This is a genomic window from Sphingomonas sp. DG1-23 (assembly GCF_030730875.1).
In the GTDB taxonomy this organism is placed as follows: Bacteria; Pseudomonadota; Alphaproteobacteria; order Sphingomonadales; family Sphingomonadaceae; genus Sphingomonas.
The window spans coordinates 167164-183283 of record NZ_JAVAMA010000001.1; the positions used below are offsets into that span (position 1 = coordinate 167164).

General features: G+C 65.2%; 11 protein-coding genes and 1 tRNA gene. 5 read left to right on the top strand and 7 right to left on the bottom strand.

Annotated features, from left to right (window positions below; all coding sequences use genetic code 11):
• Positions 1-39 precede the first annotated feature (39 nt).
• Both Q9Q95_RS00750 and Q9Q95_RS00755 read left to right on the top strand, forming a co-directional pair.
• Positions 40-2442, top strand: coding sequence for a TonB-dependent siderophore receptor (locus tag Q9Q95_RS00750; RefSeq protein WP_306093151.1), 2403 nt, complete (start codon positions 40-42; stop codon positions 2440-2442).
• Between the two features lie 136 nt (positions 2443-2578).
• The gene (locus Q9Q95_RS00755) at positions 2579-3262 is read left to right on the top strand and encodes a Fe2+-dependent dioxygenase (RefSeq protein ID WP_306093152.1); all 684 of its coding nucleotides are present in this window, start codon (positions 2579-2581) and stop codon (positions 3260-3262) included.
• 43 nt (positions 3263-3305) lie between these two features.
• Here Q9Q95_RS00755 and Q9Q95_RS00760 read toward each other — a convergent pair whose 3' ends face one another.
• From Q9Q95_RS00760 to Q9Q95_RS00785, 6 genes are all read right to left on the bottom strand, one after another.
• Positions 3306-4205 (bottom strand): FAD:protein FMN transferase, encoded by a 900-nt coding sequence (locus tag Q9Q95_RS00760; protein ID WP_371876651.1) that lies wholly within the window; start codon positions 4203-4205, stop codon positions 3306-3308.
• Between the two features lie 62 nt (positions 4206-4267).
• Positions 4268-5125, bottom strand: a complete 858-nt coding sequence (locus tag Q9Q95_RS00765) for a DUF4198 domain-containing protein (RefSeq protein ID WP_306093153.1) — start codon at positions 5123-5125, stop codon at positions 4268-4270.
• A gap of 17 nt (positions 5126-5142) precedes the next feature.
• The gene (locus Q9Q95_RS00770; RefSeq protein WP_306093154.1) at positions 5143-5664 is read right to left on the bottom strand and encodes a DUF2271 domain-containing protein; all 522 of its coding nucleotides are present in this window, start codon (positions 5662-5664) and stop codon (positions 5143-5145) included.
• 11 nt (positions 5665-5675) lie between these two features.
• Positions 5676-6320: a PepSY-associated TM helix domain-containing protein gene (locus tag Q9Q95_RS00775; protein ID WP_306093155.1), complete on the bottom strand. Its 645-nt coding sequence runs from the start codon at positions 6318-6320 to the stop codon at positions 5676-5678.
• Between the two features lie 741 nt (positions 6321-7061).
• Complete coding sequence (locus tag Q9Q95_RS00780; protein ID WP_306093156.1) at positions 7062-11684, bottom strand: NAD-glutamate dehydrogenase domain-containing protein; 4623 nt, start codon at positions 11682-11684, stop codon at positions 7062-7064.
• An 84-nt stretch (positions 11685-11768) separates the two neighbouring features.
• Positions 11769-13022 carry a hypothetical protein gene (locus Q9Q95_RS00785; protein WP_306093157.1) on the bottom strand — a complete coding sequence of 418 codons (1254 nt, stop codon included), beginning with the start codon at positions 13020-13022 and terminating at the stop codon, positions 11769-11771.
• Between the two features lie 203 nt (positions 13023-13225).
• Here Q9Q95_RS00785 and Q9Q95_RS00790 point away from each other — a divergent pair.
• From Q9Q95_RS00790 to Q9Q95_RS00800, 3 genes are all read left to right on the top strand, one after another.
• Positions 13226-13301, top strand: a tRNA-Thr gene (locus Q9Q95_RS00790).
• Between the two features lie 151 nt (positions 13302-13452).
• A complete protein-coding gene (locus Q9Q95_RS00795; protein ID WP_306093158.1) occupies positions 13453-13593 on the top strand; it encodes an Arm DNA-binding domain-containing protein in 141 nt (46 codons plus the stop codon).
• Positions 13594-13624: 31 nt separating this feature from the next.
• On the top strand, positions 13625-14101 hold the full coding sequence (locus Q9Q95_RS00800) for an integrase arm-type DNA-binding domain-containing protein (protein ID WP_306093159.1): 477 nt from the start codon (positions 13625-13627) through the stop codon (positions 14099-14101).
• A 1034-nt stretch (positions 14102-15135) separates the two neighbouring features.
• On the opposite strand, the gene Q9Q95_RS00805 is transcribed toward Q9Q95_RS00800, so the two are convergent.
• On the bottom strand, positions 15136-15786 hold the full coding sequence (locus tag Q9Q95_RS00805) for an RHS repeat-associated core domain-containing protein (protein WP_371876668.1): 651 nt from the start codon (positions 15784-15786) through the stop codon (positions 15136-15138).
• Between the last annotated feature and the right edge of the window lie 334 nt (positions 15787-16120).

Here is a 16120-nt window from a genome sequence, read left to right on the forward strand (position 1 = left end):
AATAGCTGACCCCGCAACGACACCAATAGGGGGATCATCGTGACGCGTTCCACGCCTGCCGCGACGCCGGCTTTCCTTGCGCTCGCCTGCGTCGGTTTCATCGCCTCGTCGCCTGCCCGCGCCGCCGACGACAAGGACAAGACCGTCGTCGCCGACGACCAGACCCAATCGGGAGGTCAGGCCAACACCTCGCAGGAACGCGAGTCGATCATCGTCACCGGCCAGGCCTATCAGCCGCATCAGGAGAGTCCCAAGGCCACCCGAACGGTGCGCGACACCCCGCAGACCGTCACCGTGATCACTGGCGAGACGATCGAGCAGCAGAATCTGCTCACCTTGCGCGACATGCTCTCCACCGTCCCCGGCATCACCTTCGGCGCGGCCGAGGGCGGCACGCCGCCGAGCGACCAGATCAATCTGCGCGGCTATTCGGCGGGCAGCGACATCACCCAGGACGGCGTCCGCGACAGCGCCGCCTATAGCCGCTCCGACTCGTTCAATCTCGAGCAGCTCGAGATCGTGAACGGCGCCAACTCGGTCTATTCGGGCGCAGGCTCGGTCGGCGGATCGATCAACATCATCACCAAGCGCCCGCTAGCCGAAAGCCGCGTCGTCGCGACCGCCGGCGTGGGCACCGACGAATATTATCGCGGCACGATCGACGCCAATTGGCGCGCCAGCGAGCTGGTCGCGGTCCGCCTCAACGCGATGGCGCACAAGAACGATATCCCCGGCCGCGATGTCGAGAAATACGAGCGCTGGGGCGTCGCGCCTTCGGTGACGATCGGAATCGGCAGCCCCAATCGCCTGACGCTGCAATATCTCCATCAGGAAGATACCAACATCCCGCAATATGGCGTGCCTTATTACAAGAACGCCACCAACGACGGCGCCGTGCCGGGCGTCGATCGCAGCGACTATTTCGGCTATCGCAACCTGGATACGCAGGAGATCACCGTCGATCAGGCGACGATGACCTTCGAGCACGATTTCAGCGACACGATGTCGGTCCGCAACCTGACGCGCTGGCAGCAGGTCAACCAGCTCACCATCGTCGGTCCGCCGCAGGGCACCTATTGCCTCGCCAGCGGCGTCCAGCCGAGCGGCGCGGCCTGCCCCGCGACGGTGCCCGCCGGCTATTATCTGATCGGCGGTCCGCGCGGCAATTTCCGCGATTCGCAGAACGAGCTGATGTACAACCAGCTCGATCTGCGCGCGGTGTTCGACACCGGCGGGATCGAGCATACCCTCGTGGTCGGCGGATCGGCGAGCTGGGAGAAATATCAGCTCCTGACCGGCAACGCACTCCGCAATGCCAACGGCACCGCCGCCTACGCGGCCTTCCCGCTGGTCAACATCGCCAATCCCAACGAAGTCGTCCCCGGCCCCGCCGGCTTCACCTATGGCAGCAACGTCTATACCGGCCCGGTCAATCTGATCGCGAGCGGCCGCCAGCGCGGCGAAGTGAGCAATTACGCGCTCTATCTGTTCGACGCGATGAAGCTCGGCAAGTTCGAGATCAACGGCGGCATCCGCTGGGAGCATAACGACGGCAATTACCGCACCGACACCTCGACGCCCGCCGCGACCGTGACGGTGCCGCAGGGCCCGCTCACCGTCGGCCCGCGGCTCTACAACGACGCGAACCTGTTCTCCTATCGCATCGGGCTGGTCTACAAGCCGGTCGAAGCGGTCTCGCTCTACGCCGCGTTCGGCAATTCGATGACGCCGTCGCAGAATGCCGTGAACGGCGCCTGCACCACCGCGACCTGCAACGTCGATCCCGAGACCGCGAAGAATTACGAGATCGGCGCCAAGGCCGAGTTCATGGACGGGCGCCTGCTGCTCAGCGCGGCGGCGTTCCGCAACGAGCGCGACAAATACAAGGTCGCGTCGAACGACCCGACGATCCCCGACCAGCAGCTCGACGGCCATTCGCGAGTCGACGGCGTGGCGCTCAGCGCCGTCGGCAAGATCACCCCGCATTGGTCGATCACCGCCAATTACACCTATCTCGACGGCGAGCTGCTCCAGTCGGTCTCCGACTTCTGCATCGCCAATCCCGGCGCGACCGGCTGCAACAACAATGCCGCGAACCCCGATCCGGGTCATGGCGCCGAGCTGGCCAACACCCCGCACCATTCGGGCAGCCTGTTCACCACCTATGAGCTGCCGTTCGGGCTGCGGGTCGGCTACAGCCTGACCTATCAGGGCAGCTTCGCCTTCGCGCTGCCGACGCTCGCCGCGCCGACGGTCTACAAGTCGGACGCCTATTGGCTGCACGGCGCCTATGTTGCGTACGACTTCACCAAAACGCTGAGCGCCCAGATCAACGTCAAGAACTTCACCGACGCCGAATATTACACCCGTATCCGCAACAATGGCTGGGCAACCCCCGGCGACGCACGCTCGGCGGTGCTGACGATCAACTACCGCTTCTGAGAAAAGGGGGAGGAGCGGACGGCCGGTGCCCCCCCAGGCAAGGCCGGCCGTCCGCTCCGACATTTGATCCGCGACGCGTTTTGCGGCAGCCGGGGCGTGGCGGCCCCGGCTGCCGGTCCTTCGAGAGTGCACGCGCATGATGATAGCGATCCCCGATTTGCTCGAACCCGCCGCGGTGGCGCGGCTGCGCGGCATCATCGATGCGGCCGAATGGGTCGACGGCAACGTCACTTCGGGGCACCAGTCGGCGCTCGCCAAGAAGAACGAGCAATTGCCCGAGGGCAGCGCCGCGGCGAAGGAAGCCGGCGGGCTCGTGCTCGAGGCGCTCGGCAAGTCGCCCTTGTTCTTCGCCGCGGCACTGCCGCTCAAGGTTTTCCCGCCCTTGTTCAATCGCTACGGCGAAGGCCAGACCTTCGGCACCCATGTCGACAATGCGATCCGCATCCAGCGCGGCACCGAGTTCCGCATTCGCAGCGATCTGTCGATCACGATCTTCCTCGAAGACCCCGCCAATTATGACGGCGGCGAGCTGGTCGTAGAGGACCATTTCGGTGTCCAGCGCGTCAAGCTGCCCGCGGGGCATGCCGTGCTCTATCCCTCGTCGAGCCTGCACCACGTCACGCCGGTCACCCGCGGAATCCGCGTCGCTTCCTTCTTCTGGCTCCAGTCGATGATCCGCGACGACGGCAATCGCCGCATCCTGTTCGACCTCGATCAGGCGGTCCAGCGCCTCACCGCCCAGCTCGGCGGCGCCGATCGCTCGGTGATCGAGCTGACCGGCGTGTACCACAATCTGCTGCGCAGCTGGGCGGACGCCTAGGACTCCCCTCCCTGCCAGCAGGGAGGGGAACATGGGCGCCGTGCTACTCCAGCAGCGCCGCGAACGCCTGCGACAGGATCTCGCCACCGCCGCGCACCACCATGTGCATCGCCAGCCCCTCGCGTTCGGCCACCGCCGCGCCCGCCGGCCCGAGCACGGTCAGCGCGGTCGCCCACGCATCGGCGCGCATGCATTCCGCATGGAGCACCGTCACCGAAGCCACCTGATTGTCCAGCGGCGCGCCGGTGCGCGGATCGAGCGTGTGGGCGTAGCGCCGCCCGTCCGCCTCGAAATGCCGGCGATAATCGCCCGAAGTGGCGATCGACAGTCCGTGCAGCGCCACCCGGATCGGTGCCACCGGCGCGCCCGGCGCCTGCTCGACATCCACCCACCACGGCTGCCCGTCGGGCTTGATGCCGTGGCCGCGCAGCTCGCCGCCGATCTCGACGAGAAAGTCTTCGAGCCCCAGCCCCGCCAGGCATTCGCCCACCGCGTCGACGGCATAGCCCTTGGCGATTCCGGAAAAGTCGAGCGCCGCGCCCGCGCTGCGCCGCGCCCGGAACAGCAACGGATCGAACTCTACCGTCCGAACGTCGGTCGCAGCGGCCGGCGGAACGCTGCTGCGCGGACCGGAGGGGCCGAAGCCCCAAAGGTCGGCCAGTTCGCCCATCGCCGGATCGAACGCCCCGCCGCTCCGCGCGGCGACGTCGAGCGCGGCGCCGAGGACATGCGCGAATTCAGGCGGCAGCGTATGCCAGCTGCCCGGCGCCGCGCGATTGAAGCGGCTGAGCTCCGATCCCGGCGCCCATTGGCTCATCTGCGCGACGATCCGGTCGAGCACGGCGCAAATCGCGGGCTCGACCGACTGCGACAGCCGATCCGGCATGCCCGCGATCCGCACCGACCAGTTCGTGCCCATCGTGGCGCCGCCGAGCGAGGTCACGGCGGCGCCGGTTGCGCGGCGATGGAATGCCCGCGCCGCAAGCGCCGGCGGGATCGCGATCCTCAGGGGGCGAGCACCTCGAGCGTGGTCACGTAATTGGCCCGGCGCGGCGCCGGACCGGCAGGGGCTGCCGGTGCCGCCTGGCCCTCGGCGCCCGGCCCCATTCCCTCGCGGCGGCCGCCGGTGGTGACGTTGAGCCAGTACATCCCCGGCTCGGGCCATTTGATCTGGACCTTACCCGCGGCATTGGTCTTGAGATCCATCTGGTTGAGCTTGTCGCGATAGCGGATGCCGCCCGGGATCACCGTCACGGCCTGGTCGGGCATCGGCTTGCCGTCGAGGGTGAACTGGAAGGTCGCGGTCTCGCCGGCGACGAGGTCGTTGGGATGCGTCACCGGCACCAGCTCGATGCCCTTGCCGGTCGGCTTGAACACCGTGCTGGTCGGCTCGCCCGAAGTGATGAACACCTCGTTGCGGCTCGCACTCTCGCTGGTGCGCACTTCGGTCGCGCCGGCGGGGATCGCGCTCGCCAGAGTCGCGGTGGTGGTGCCGCGCGGCAGCTGCTTGCGCTCGCCGTTCAGCAAATAGCTGCCGAACACGCCCTCGCTGACGATCGCGACCTTATAGGTGCCCTTCTGGGTCAAATGCACGTCGAAGGTGGTGCGATAGCGCCCGGTCGCCTTGTTCTCGACCTCGAGCGTGCTGCCGTCGGGGGCGAGCACCTTCGGATCGCCGCGCAGCGGCTGATGCTCGAAATAGAAGAGATCGTTGGAGACCGCGGCGTCGATCGTCACCCACACATCGTCGCCCGAGACGATCGTCGCCGAGGGCAGCATCCACATGCGGTGCGCCTGCACCGCGGCAGGGGTGGCCAGCGCGAGGAACGCGGCGGCGGCGAGGAAAGATGTGCGAAGCTTCATGGTCATACCCCCTTTGATCAACGACGGACGGTGAGGCGGACGGCGCCGAGCTCGTGCGCGCCCTGCGCGGTGGCAGTGCCCCCGGCGGGAACGCTGAACGGCAGGCGCAGCAATTCGCGCCCGCCGACCTCGCGCGCGGCCTCGACGACGAGCGTATATTGCCCGCCGCTCAGCGCCGGCATCGGCCCCTTGCCGGCAGTGAAGCTCAACTTGTGGGTTCCCGGCGCGCGGGTGGCGCCGGTGACCCCGTCGGCGGGGAAGGACATCGAGCGGCCCGAGGCGCGCCACCATTGCCGCACATCGCGCAGCCATTTGGTGCCTTCGTTGGCCTTCATGTCGAAATCGTACCAGACCGCGAGGCTGCGCGGCGCCGCGCCCTCTTTTTCGAGCCACACCGCGACATAGGGTCGGTGATATTCGGCGACGCTCATCTTCGGGATGGTGATCGTCAGGTCGAGCGTCTGCGCCGCGGCGGGCCCGGCGACGAGCGCGCTCGCTCCCAGCGCAGTGACGGTGAGACCGGTCAGACGGATCTGCATGACGAACCCCTTTAGTGGATGAAGAAGACGGCGAGCGCCGCCGGAATGGCGAGCCCCGCCGCGACCAGCGGCCAGGTGCTCCTGCGATGCCGCGAATGCATCCACAGCAGCACGAGGCCGGTAAGCGTGAAGATGATGCAGGCGAGCACAAAGACATCGATGAACCATTTCCACACCGTGCCGGCGTTGCGGCCCTTGTGGAGGTCGTTGAGATAGGCGATCCAGCCGCGCGAGCTGATTTCGCTGGTGACTTCGCCGGTGGCGCGGTCGATCGAGATCCAGCCGTCGCCGCCCGGGCGCGGCTGCGCCAGATAGACCGTATCGATCGACCATTCGGCGTCGCCCGCGGTCGGCATCTGCAATTTCTCGCCGACGAACCTGGCGACCTCGGCGGGCAATGGCTTCTTGCTGTCGGGCGCGTCGTCGGGCTTGACCAAAGCGAGCAAAGGCGGCGGCAGCTGCGCCGCACGCTCGACCGATTTGGGCGATGCCTCGATTTCGGCGGCATGGTTGAGCGTGAAGCCGGTGATCGCGAACAACAGCAGCCCGATCAGGCTGATCGCCGAGCTCATCCAGTGCCAGGTATGCAGCTGCTTCAGCCAGAAGCTCTTCCGGCTGCGCTTCGCTTTGGCCGGCGCTGCAGTGGTTCCATGCATGGACAGGGACGAACTCGGAAAGATTGCGATAGCTGCGGATAACGCGAACGATTCGCAATTGCAATCGCAACCCGTCATCCCGGCGCACGCCGATATCGCGTACCATTTCGCGCGCCTGTGATTCCGGCATTCGCGGGGATGACGGCGGACCTCGCAATCGCAGCAAAGTCGCGCCGCAGTGCAGCGACGAAAAATATTGCCGCGCTTCCCAAAGCCAAGCAGTCTCTCTTCAGAAAAGAAGAGGGAGAGCTTGATGTCGGCACTTTATATCGGCCTGGCAGTGGTTTGCGGATTGGGGATTACGACCTGCCTCGGCGCGATGTACCTGATCCTGCGGCGAATTCCGAGCCAGCGCGCCGACAAAGCCTGACATAAGCGTCGTTCTCTGCTTGCACCACCTATCGTCACCCGGCCTTGTGCCGGGGTCCACCATGAGGCGGGTTCATGGACAAGAGACGGGGCTTTTCCTGTGCGGCACAGTGGACCCCGGCACAAGGCCGGGGTGACGTACGAGATTCGACCCGGCGTCGCGAGCAGTCTCGCCAAGCCCGTTGCAAAATAGGATTTCGTCTGTTGCAACTAGCGCCCGCGACGCGCGAACGCGTGCCGCCAACGCTCTTTGACTCCGTCGATCCCCACTCCCTCCGCACGAAACAATATTACGAAGTTGCGTAACTTCATTGCCCGTTTACCGTGAAAACCGTGAAACTTGCCGGCGCGAATCCTATTCTGCCGGCCCGATCACCGTCCCAGCAGCACGCGTGCCTGCCCGGCGATCTGCGCCAGCATCGCCGCATTGGGCGATGCCGCCTGTCGCGCCCGCCGCACCAAATTGGCGAACTGCTCGACGCGCGCCCGGTTCGCTTCGAGCCACGCCGCCACCGCCGCCTGCGGATCCTGCTCCTCCGAACGGCTGAGGAAATCGAGCCGGAGCTGCTGGAAGTCGCGCGCCAGCCCCGCGATGAGCAGCCGCTCCCACGGGTCGCCGGTGGTGATCCGCGCCGCGGTCGATTGCGCCCAGTCGAGCCCGAGCGCCTGGCCTAGATGGGTGAACGCCCGGGTGAGCACGGTTTCGTCGATCCCTTTGCGCGTGCTGAGTTCGGCGAGCCCGACCGCGCCGTCCATCTCGAACAGCCGGACGACCTTCTGGACCAGCCCGGCGGGCGCTCCGGCCGCCTCGAGCTTGGCGGCGATGCGCCCGCTCTGGCTCTTCACTTCGTCGAGCAAAAGCGCCTTGGTCTCGCGATCGAGCGCGTCGATGCCGGGCTGGAGCCGCGCGATCACTTCGGAAGGGCTGGCGCCGGGACGACAGACGCGGAGCAGATCGGCGACCTGTCCGCGCACCGCCACTGCCATCTCGTCGAGCAGGGCCAGCCGCGCGCCTTCGCTGATTTGCGCGGTCTCCACTGCCGCCCAGGTGTCGGGCAGGCAGAACAGCCGCTCGGCGACGACGAACATCGCCGCGATGTCGCGCATCGCCGCGCCTTCTTCCTCGGCGAGCTCGAACGGGTGGAGCACGCCGAGCCGATTGACCACGCGATTGGCGAGCTTGGTCGCGACGATCTCGTTGCGCAGGCGATGCTCCTCGATCGCCGTGGCGAAACGCGTCTGCATCGCCCTGGGGAAGGCGGCGAGCAGATCGCCTTCGAGCTCGGGATCGGCGCCGAGTTGGCCCGTCTCGAGCGCATCCTGCAGCGCGAGCTTGGTCGAGGCGAGCAGCACCGACAGCTCGGGCCGGGTGAGCCCCCTGCCCTCCTGCGCGCGACGCAGCATTTCCTCGTTCGAGGCTAGCCCCTCGACCGCACGATCGAGCCGCCCGGCGCTTTCGAGGATCTCGATCACCCGAACGTAGCTGGGCAGCGACACCGCGCCATCATTCTCCATGAAGGAAAGCGCGAGCGTCTGCAGCCGATTGTCCTCGAGCACGAGGTGCGCGACGTCATCGGTCATCTCGGCGAGCAGGCTGTTGCGATCCTCGAAATCGAGCCGTCCCTCGATCACTTCGCGATTGAGCGCGATCTTGATGTTGACCTCGTTGTCCGAGCAATCGACCCCCGCCGAATTGTCGATGAAGTCGGTGTTGATCCGCCCGCCGAGGCTGGCGAAGGCGATGCGCGCGGCCTGGGTCACGCCGAGATTGGCACCCTCCCCTATCGCCTTTGCGCGGATTTGCTCGGCATTGACGCGCAGCCGGTCGTTGGCGGGATCGCCGACATCGACATGGCTCTCGCTCGCCGCCTTCACATAGGTGCCGATTCCGCCGAACCAGAGCAAATCGACCTGCGCCTTGAGGATCGCGGTGATCAGCCCGGTCGGATCGATCTCGGCCACCTCGAGCCCGAGCATCGCCCGGACCTCGGCGCTGAGCGAGATCGACTTTTCGGTGCGCGCGAACACACCGCCGCCCTGCGAGATCAGGTCGGGATTATAGTCCGCCCAGCTCGATCGCGGCAGCGCGAACATCCGCGCGCGCTCGTCCCAGCTCTTCGCCGGATCGGGATCGGGGTCGAGGAAGATGTGGCGATGGTCGAACGCGGCGACCACCTTCAGCGCCTTCGACAGCAGCATGCCGTTGCCGAACACGTCGCCCGACATGTCGCCGCAGCCGGCGACGCGGATCGGCTCGGACTGCACGTCGACGCCCATTTCGAGGAAGTGCCGGCGGACCGACACCCACGCGCCCTTGGCGGTGATCCCCATCGCCTTGTGGTCGTAGCCGTGCGATCCGCCCGAGGCGAAGGCATCGCCCAGCCAGAAATTGCGCTCGACCGCGATCGCGTTGGCGACGTCGGAGAAGGTCGCGGTGCCCTTGTCGGCGGCGACGACGAAATAGGGATCCTCGCCGTCGAGGATCGCCACGCCCTCGGGATGCACCACTTCGCCCGCGACGATATTGTCGGTGATCGACAGCAGCGAGCGGATGAACACCCGATAGCTCTCGGTTCCCTCGGCGAGCCACGCGTCGCGATCCTGGGCCGGGGACGGCAGCAGCTTGGGATAGAAGCCGCCCTTGGCGCCGGTCGGCACGATCACCGCGTTCTTGACCCGCTGCGCCTTCATCAGCCCAAGGATCTCGGTGCGGAAATCGTCGCGCCGGTCGGACCAGCGCAAGCCCCCGCGCGCAACCGGCCCGGCGCGCAGATGGATGCCCTCGACGCGGGGACTATATACCCAGATCTCGCGCCACGGCAGCGGCGCGGGCAGCCCCGGAACCTTGGCCGAGTCCATCTTGAAGGCAAGCGCTTCGGCCGCGGCGGGCGCAAAGGCATTGGTCCTGAGCGTCGCGAGCACCACGCCGCGCAGCGTGCGCAGGATCCGGTCGTCGTCGATCGCCGAGACCTGATCGAGCCCGGCGTCGATCGCCCTGGTCGCGGCCTTGACCGCGTCCTCGTCCTTGCCGGCACGTTCGGGATCGTGCGCCGCCGCGAATCGCTCGATCAGCGCGGCAGCGACCGTAGGCGCGCGCCGCAACGCGTCGACCACGGTCGCCATGCCATAGCTCAGCCCGGTCTGGCGCAGATAGCGGAACCAGGCGCGGAACAGCACGACCGCGGCCGGGCGCATCCCGGTTTCGACGATCAGCCGGTTGAACAAATCGTTCTCGGCGCGGCCTTCGAGCACCGCGGCGATCGCGTCCTCGACAAGGCCGGGCTCGGCATCGAGCGTCCGCGAGCCGCCGGTCAGCGCGACTTCGAAATCATGGACGAAAATGCCGTTGGCGAGCTGGGTCGGGACTTCCTCGATCACCCGGAAGCCGAAATTCTCGAACGCGGGGACGGCATCGGACAGCGCGAGCGCGCCGCCCTGGGCGTAGAGCTTGATCCGGTACTGGCCCTTGATCTTCGGGTGCGGAGCGATCCGGGCCGAACGGCTTCCGACGCCCTCCAGCGTCGCGATCCGGAGGATGTCGCGTGCCGCTTCCTCGGGCGTGTTGGTCGCGCGATAGACCGCGGGGAACGCATTGGCGAAGCGCAAGGCGAGCCGCGTCGACGCCGCCCCCGCCTGCTCGGCGAGCGCCGCCTCGACCGCGGGCACCCAGCCGCGCAGCATCCGCTCCAGTCGCGCATCGAGTTCGTCGGCGTCGGGCATCACCCCGCCACCGCGCAGGTCGAGCGTGTAGCGCAGCAGCGCGACTACGCCGTCTTCGAGCGCGATCGACCAATTGATCAGCTTGGCATGCGCCGCTTCGCTCAGCATCTCGCCGATCGCCTCGCGGCGCCCGGTCGAGATTTCGTCGCGCGGCAGCCAGACGAACGCGAACAGATGCCGCCCGAGCAGGCTTCGCACCAGCACCAGCTTCGAACGCGGCCGATCGGCGACCGACATCGAGGTGAGCACCAGATTTTCGAGCGACGCGGGATCGAACGCCGTGGTCAGATCGTGCGGCAACGCCGTCAGCGCGTGCGACATCGCCTTGCCGGTATGGCCCTTGGGATCGAAGCCGAACTTCTTCTCGAGCGCGCCGAGCCGGGCACGCAGCACCGGCACCTCCTGCGGATCGGCGAACAAGGCCGCGCTGGTCCACAGGCCGGCATGGATCGACAGGCCGGTGACCTCGGCGCCGGTCAGGATCGGCAGCACCACGATGTCGAGCGGCACCCGGCGGTGTACGGTCGAGATCGAATTGGATTTGAGCAGCAAGGGCGCCTCGCCGCCCTTCTGGAAATGCTCGACCGCCGCCTTGCGCGAGGCCTCGGCGAGGATCGGCGTCTCGAGCGCGAAGCGCGCGAGCCCGAGCTGATCGGAGACGCTGCCGTCGGTGCGCCACTTCTCGTGCGCGAGCAAGGTCATCGCGCCGTCGAGGAACCAGCGCAACAGCGCGGTGCCCTCGGGCGTGGCGAGCGCGCCGGCATCGGAGAACATCGCCGCCTGAAGCGCGCGCCAATCCTTCACCGCGCTGCGCACCTGTTCGAGCGTGCGTTCGATTTCCGCAACGAGACCGCGGCGGGTGCGTGCGTCGCTGCGCTCCATCTCGATATAGATCATCGATTCGCGCCGCGCCGCGGAAGCGTCGGGGCCGATCGACAGGAGCTTGCCCGCATCGTCGCGCTCGACCGCGATCACCGGGTGGATGATTCGGAAGATCGCGATGTCGTGCGCGGCGATCGCGCTCGAAATCGAATCGACGAGAAACGGCATATCGTCGTTGACGACCGCGAGCCGCATGCTGCGCCGCTCGTCGTCGAGATAGGTCTCGACCCGGATCTGCGGGGTGCCGGGCGGGCGCACCGCCGCGGCCTCGGCGACGAAACGCGCCGCTTCGGCGCGTTCGGCCTCGTCGAAATCTTCCAACTCTCCCGGCAGCGCTCCTTCGAGCAGCCGCGCCTCGAACGCCTGCGTGAGCGACGTCATCATGCTTTTCATGGGACGCGCTATGCTCCGCCCGGCGCGCGACCTCAAGGCTCGGCGCGAGAGAAAGTAACGCTTGCTACCAGTTTTGCGAAAATTTCAGGCCGCAGCCTTGCGGATCGCGCGTTCGGTCAGCGCCGCGTCGTCCGCGAAGCGCGCGACGATGTCGAGGCCCTGCTTGCCGGCGCGCGCGAGCAACACGACGAATTCGTCCTGTCCCGCCGGAATAGCGACATGGCCGAGTGGCGGCCGGCTGCGCAGCTCTTCTGCCGCCTGGGCAAAGACATTGCGCCGGGGCGCCGGGCGACGATGCTCGCGCTCGGCCTTCACCACGCCCTTGATGCCGCCGTCGACGACTTCGAGGAATGCGTCGAGCCCGTTCTGCGGCACGTCCTGCCGCCGGGCATAGCTGAGCACCGCGGCAAATTCGGTGACGCGGGTCTTGTCGTAATCCACGCCGAAGACGAGTTTGACCGCCGGCGTCATCGGCGCGCGCGCCTGAACGGTGAGGCCCGAATCGCGAAGCAGTTCCTGATAGTCTTCGGGCGCTTCCTCGGCGGCGCGCGCGAAATCATAAGCGCGGCTGAGGGCGCGATAGAGCGCCGAACGGCTGCGCGTGTCCGAAGCGCGCGCCGCCGCGGCCGATTCGCGCGCGAGCAGCAGATGATCGGCGAGGCTCGAGCCGTGGATCGGCGCCTCGACGGGCTCGGGCGAGTCGAAGCCCGCGCTGGGTCCGTCGGCCCAGACCGCCGCGGCGACCGGATTCTGCGGAACCGCGCGCCGCGATTCCTCGATCTCGGCGTTGAGCCGGGCCTGGGTCTCGGCGTCGACCAGTTCCTTCCAGTTGATCACGCCATAGATGAAGTCGATCGTCTCGCCGTCCGACGAGAAGGGCATCAGGATGCCGCGGTACAGCGTGTTGTGGCCGCGCTGCCCGACGAACTCGGCCTCGAAGCCGATCGGCGCGCGATTCGCGATGATCTGGAGATAATGGTCGGTGAGACGCGACAGCAAGGAGCGGCTGGGCACTTCGCCGACATGCTGGATCGCCGGGGTGAAGCCGCATTCCTCGCGCAGCATCCCGCCGAGATAGCGAATCGCCGGGTCCTCGACCCCGCGAGTGAAGTCGAGCAGCACGCTGTGCGGGCCGAAATCGGTGATGTTGCCGGGATCGAGATCCTCGATCGACGGATAGGCGCGGCCGTGGAGCAGCGAGACCCAGTGATTATAGGCGCGCACGTGCATCCGGCGCTCGTCGGCGCCGATATCCAGCGGCCGTTCCGCGACGGCGTCGTCGTTCGAGACCTCGGGGGCCGGGTCGAGGGGCTCATTGATGCCGCGAGCCATGTCCATGCGCGTGCTCCATTACGGGCGAACGGCCCGCTGCTTGAGCCTGCGCTTGTGCACCTCCCGTGGTAAACGACGCGTAAAGCCGACCGGCTAAGTATTGTTGCGGGTGCCGGGTCGCGGCGGCGGCAACCCAATCGCAACGCTTGTCAGCGACGAATCATGCTGGTAAGCGCGCGCTCTCTTTCGAAGCGACGCGCTTCGGACGGGCCGCTTTAGCTCAGCTGGTAGAGCATCGCATTCGTAATGCGGGGGTCACAGGTTCGAGTCCTGTAAGCGGCACCAGTACATAACTAGAACATCTCTAGAAAACCGTGGAATTCTGCGGTATTATGGGCACTGCGCGGCCCCATGTTTTCCCATTATGTTCCGCCGCGGCCCACGCAAAAGGAGCCACAAAACGTGGGGCCACGAACATGCAAGGAGGCGTGGCCCCATGCTTACCGTGGTGCAGATTCAGGCGCTCAAACCGGCAGCGCGGCCGTTCAAGGTCTTAGATTCGGATGGGCTCTACCTGCTCGTCCAGCCGTCCGGAGCGCTGCTGTGGCGCTTCCGCTATCGCTGCTGCGGGCATTGAGCGGAAGCTCTCCCTCGGCAGCTTCCCCGAGGTGACGTTGTCGCAGGCGCGTCGGAAGCGCGACGAGGCAAAGGGCGAGTTGGACGACGGGATCGACCCTGCCGAGGAGAAGCGGCAGAAGCGGCTCCAGGCAGAGCTGGCGGCAAAGACCTCCTTTGCCGTGGTCGCCACCGAGTTCATTCAGAAGATGGAGCTCGAGGGCAAATCGCCCGCCACGATCAAGAAAGCGCGCTGGTTCTTGGAGTTGCTCGGCGGGATCGCCAAGCGCCCCATAGCCGCGATTACCCCGCATGAATTGCTCGATGTCTTGAAGCGCGTCGAACGTCGCGGCCATTACGAGACGGCATTGCGGCTCCGCGCCTTTGCCGGCCGCGTGTTCCGCTATGGCTTCGCGACACTGCGAACCGAGAGGAACCCGGCGGATAGCCGCGAGTCGCTTTCACAAATTCGACCATCATCTCGAACCCGAGCTCGTTTGGCAGCAAACGCAGATCCGGAACGAGGATGATCGCGTGAATCGGCTGAGTTCGCTCAACTTCGTGCTCACGCCCCTTAAGATCGTAGATAATTGTACCGTCCCTGATCTGGCGGGCGGCCCCCTTCAGTTGTTTGAATGCCTTGTCGATGTTGGCAAGCACGTTCTTGCTGAGCTTTGTCCTGTCGGGAAGGTCCGGACGGTTGAGAAGCGCGGCGGCTTCCAGACCCGGTTGAAAGGGGATCTTCATCAGATAGTGTAACAATCTGCCCCTTCCGTGCCGAAACGGGCGCCGACCTCAGTGACGGCCTGGCTGGCGGTGTGCAGATTGCCCCCAACTCTCCGATCGTGTTAAGAATGTGTGGAGTTGATCGCCCTTTAATCCCATTTTTCCGGAATCCTTGCGAATAACGGTAAAGCTAGGGTTCTAGGCTTGCACCAAACGGATCGCTTGTTCGAATTTCCGAGCTCCTTGCGGATGTGGCGGGTCGGATCCGCGCTCTTGCTAGACGACTTGCCCCAGAAAAATAGTGCCATTCTTCTTCGACAAATCCATCATCCCTGAATCGATTCAACGGTTCCTGTCGCGAACGCCAACGACTCATTCGCGCCACGCCAATCGTTACGCCCCGAGGAACAGTAAAGCAAAAAATAACACCTCTACTAAAAGCACGCAAAAGGATATAGCAATTAAGGCGCGTCTCTCCATCTTATCTCGGAAAATATGGACGCCGATAATCGCTACCCATAGTATTGTTACTATCCATGCCACCCAAACGAGCGGATTGGAACTCACAGCCGGATCTGACAAAGATCCAACATGGGGGATCATAATAAGGAAATATGCAAACGAAATTATCCCGGTTACAATTCTGGCCGTAGCAGCAAATGCGTTCATTGTCCGATACATCCCATGCAATATGCCGGAGTAGTCAAAATCGCCTCAGCCCTACTGCCAAACAGAGGAGACGCCCTATAATACGTCATGGGGACATTGTGCCTCGTAAATACTTCAACGTGTATATCGCAGAGCTGATTTATTGACACTCTTCCATTCGAATCAGATTTCATGAATCTATCATAAGTTTTCGCGAGATCTTCTCTGATGGCTCTGTATCACGGAGTGCTGCGTCACGCACCTCCTTCCCGTATTGAAGGAACTCAATAGGCGCTATACCTTCGCCGCGTCGGAGAACTGCGGCACCATTCCGCTTGAGCAATAACTTAAAGAGCGCGTTCCGCGAGCGACTTATGTCACCATTCGCCGGCTTATCTTGCCCAAACTGCTTGGCTGTAGATGCATAGGCATCTCCACGTTTAGCCGCCCGGGCATATATCTCCTTGGCTCTACCTGTGGTCCATTCGGATCCCTGCTTCTTATGCGCCTCCGACTCGCACCGTAAGTTATTGATCCCCGAACATTGCGTACCGGTTGGGTCAACCTTGTTGAGCGGATCATTACCAACGTAAGCGTACAGATTGATCTGATCGTCGTATCCGATGGGATCAATTTGCAGGAATCTGCCGAGCGTCGGCGAGTAAACGCGAGCCTTGTAGTGATACATGCCGAGCTCAGGGATCCAAGCTTGGCCGGTATACTGGAAGCGCCCGATATTGCGCGTACCAGGGATGCCATATTCGTCGTAGCTGTTCGTCTCGATCAGGTTGCCGCCGGCATCGGCGACCGAGACGATCGTCCCCTGATGATTGATCTGCAGGCTGCGATGACGTCCCGTCGTATCAGCCGCTCGATCAGAACGAAACCGTCGGTCTCAAACCGTTCCCGCAGCGACGTGTTCATTCCACCAGCTTCCTGCGCTCGATCTGACGCATCATAGCCGAGAGTTCGCGGCCAGGAATATCCCGCCTTGCCCGCCTGCCCGCGACGGACATCGGACGTTCGTACAAACGAGATAAGGGTCAGCGAACGCCCGCCCGCGCAGCCATTGCGCGGGCCCGCAAGGCGTTTCGCCGGTAGCCGGACCGACGGCTCGCGTTACGAGCTATCTCAAACCCCCTTGCACTGCGACGCGCCGGGTCATAAGCGATATG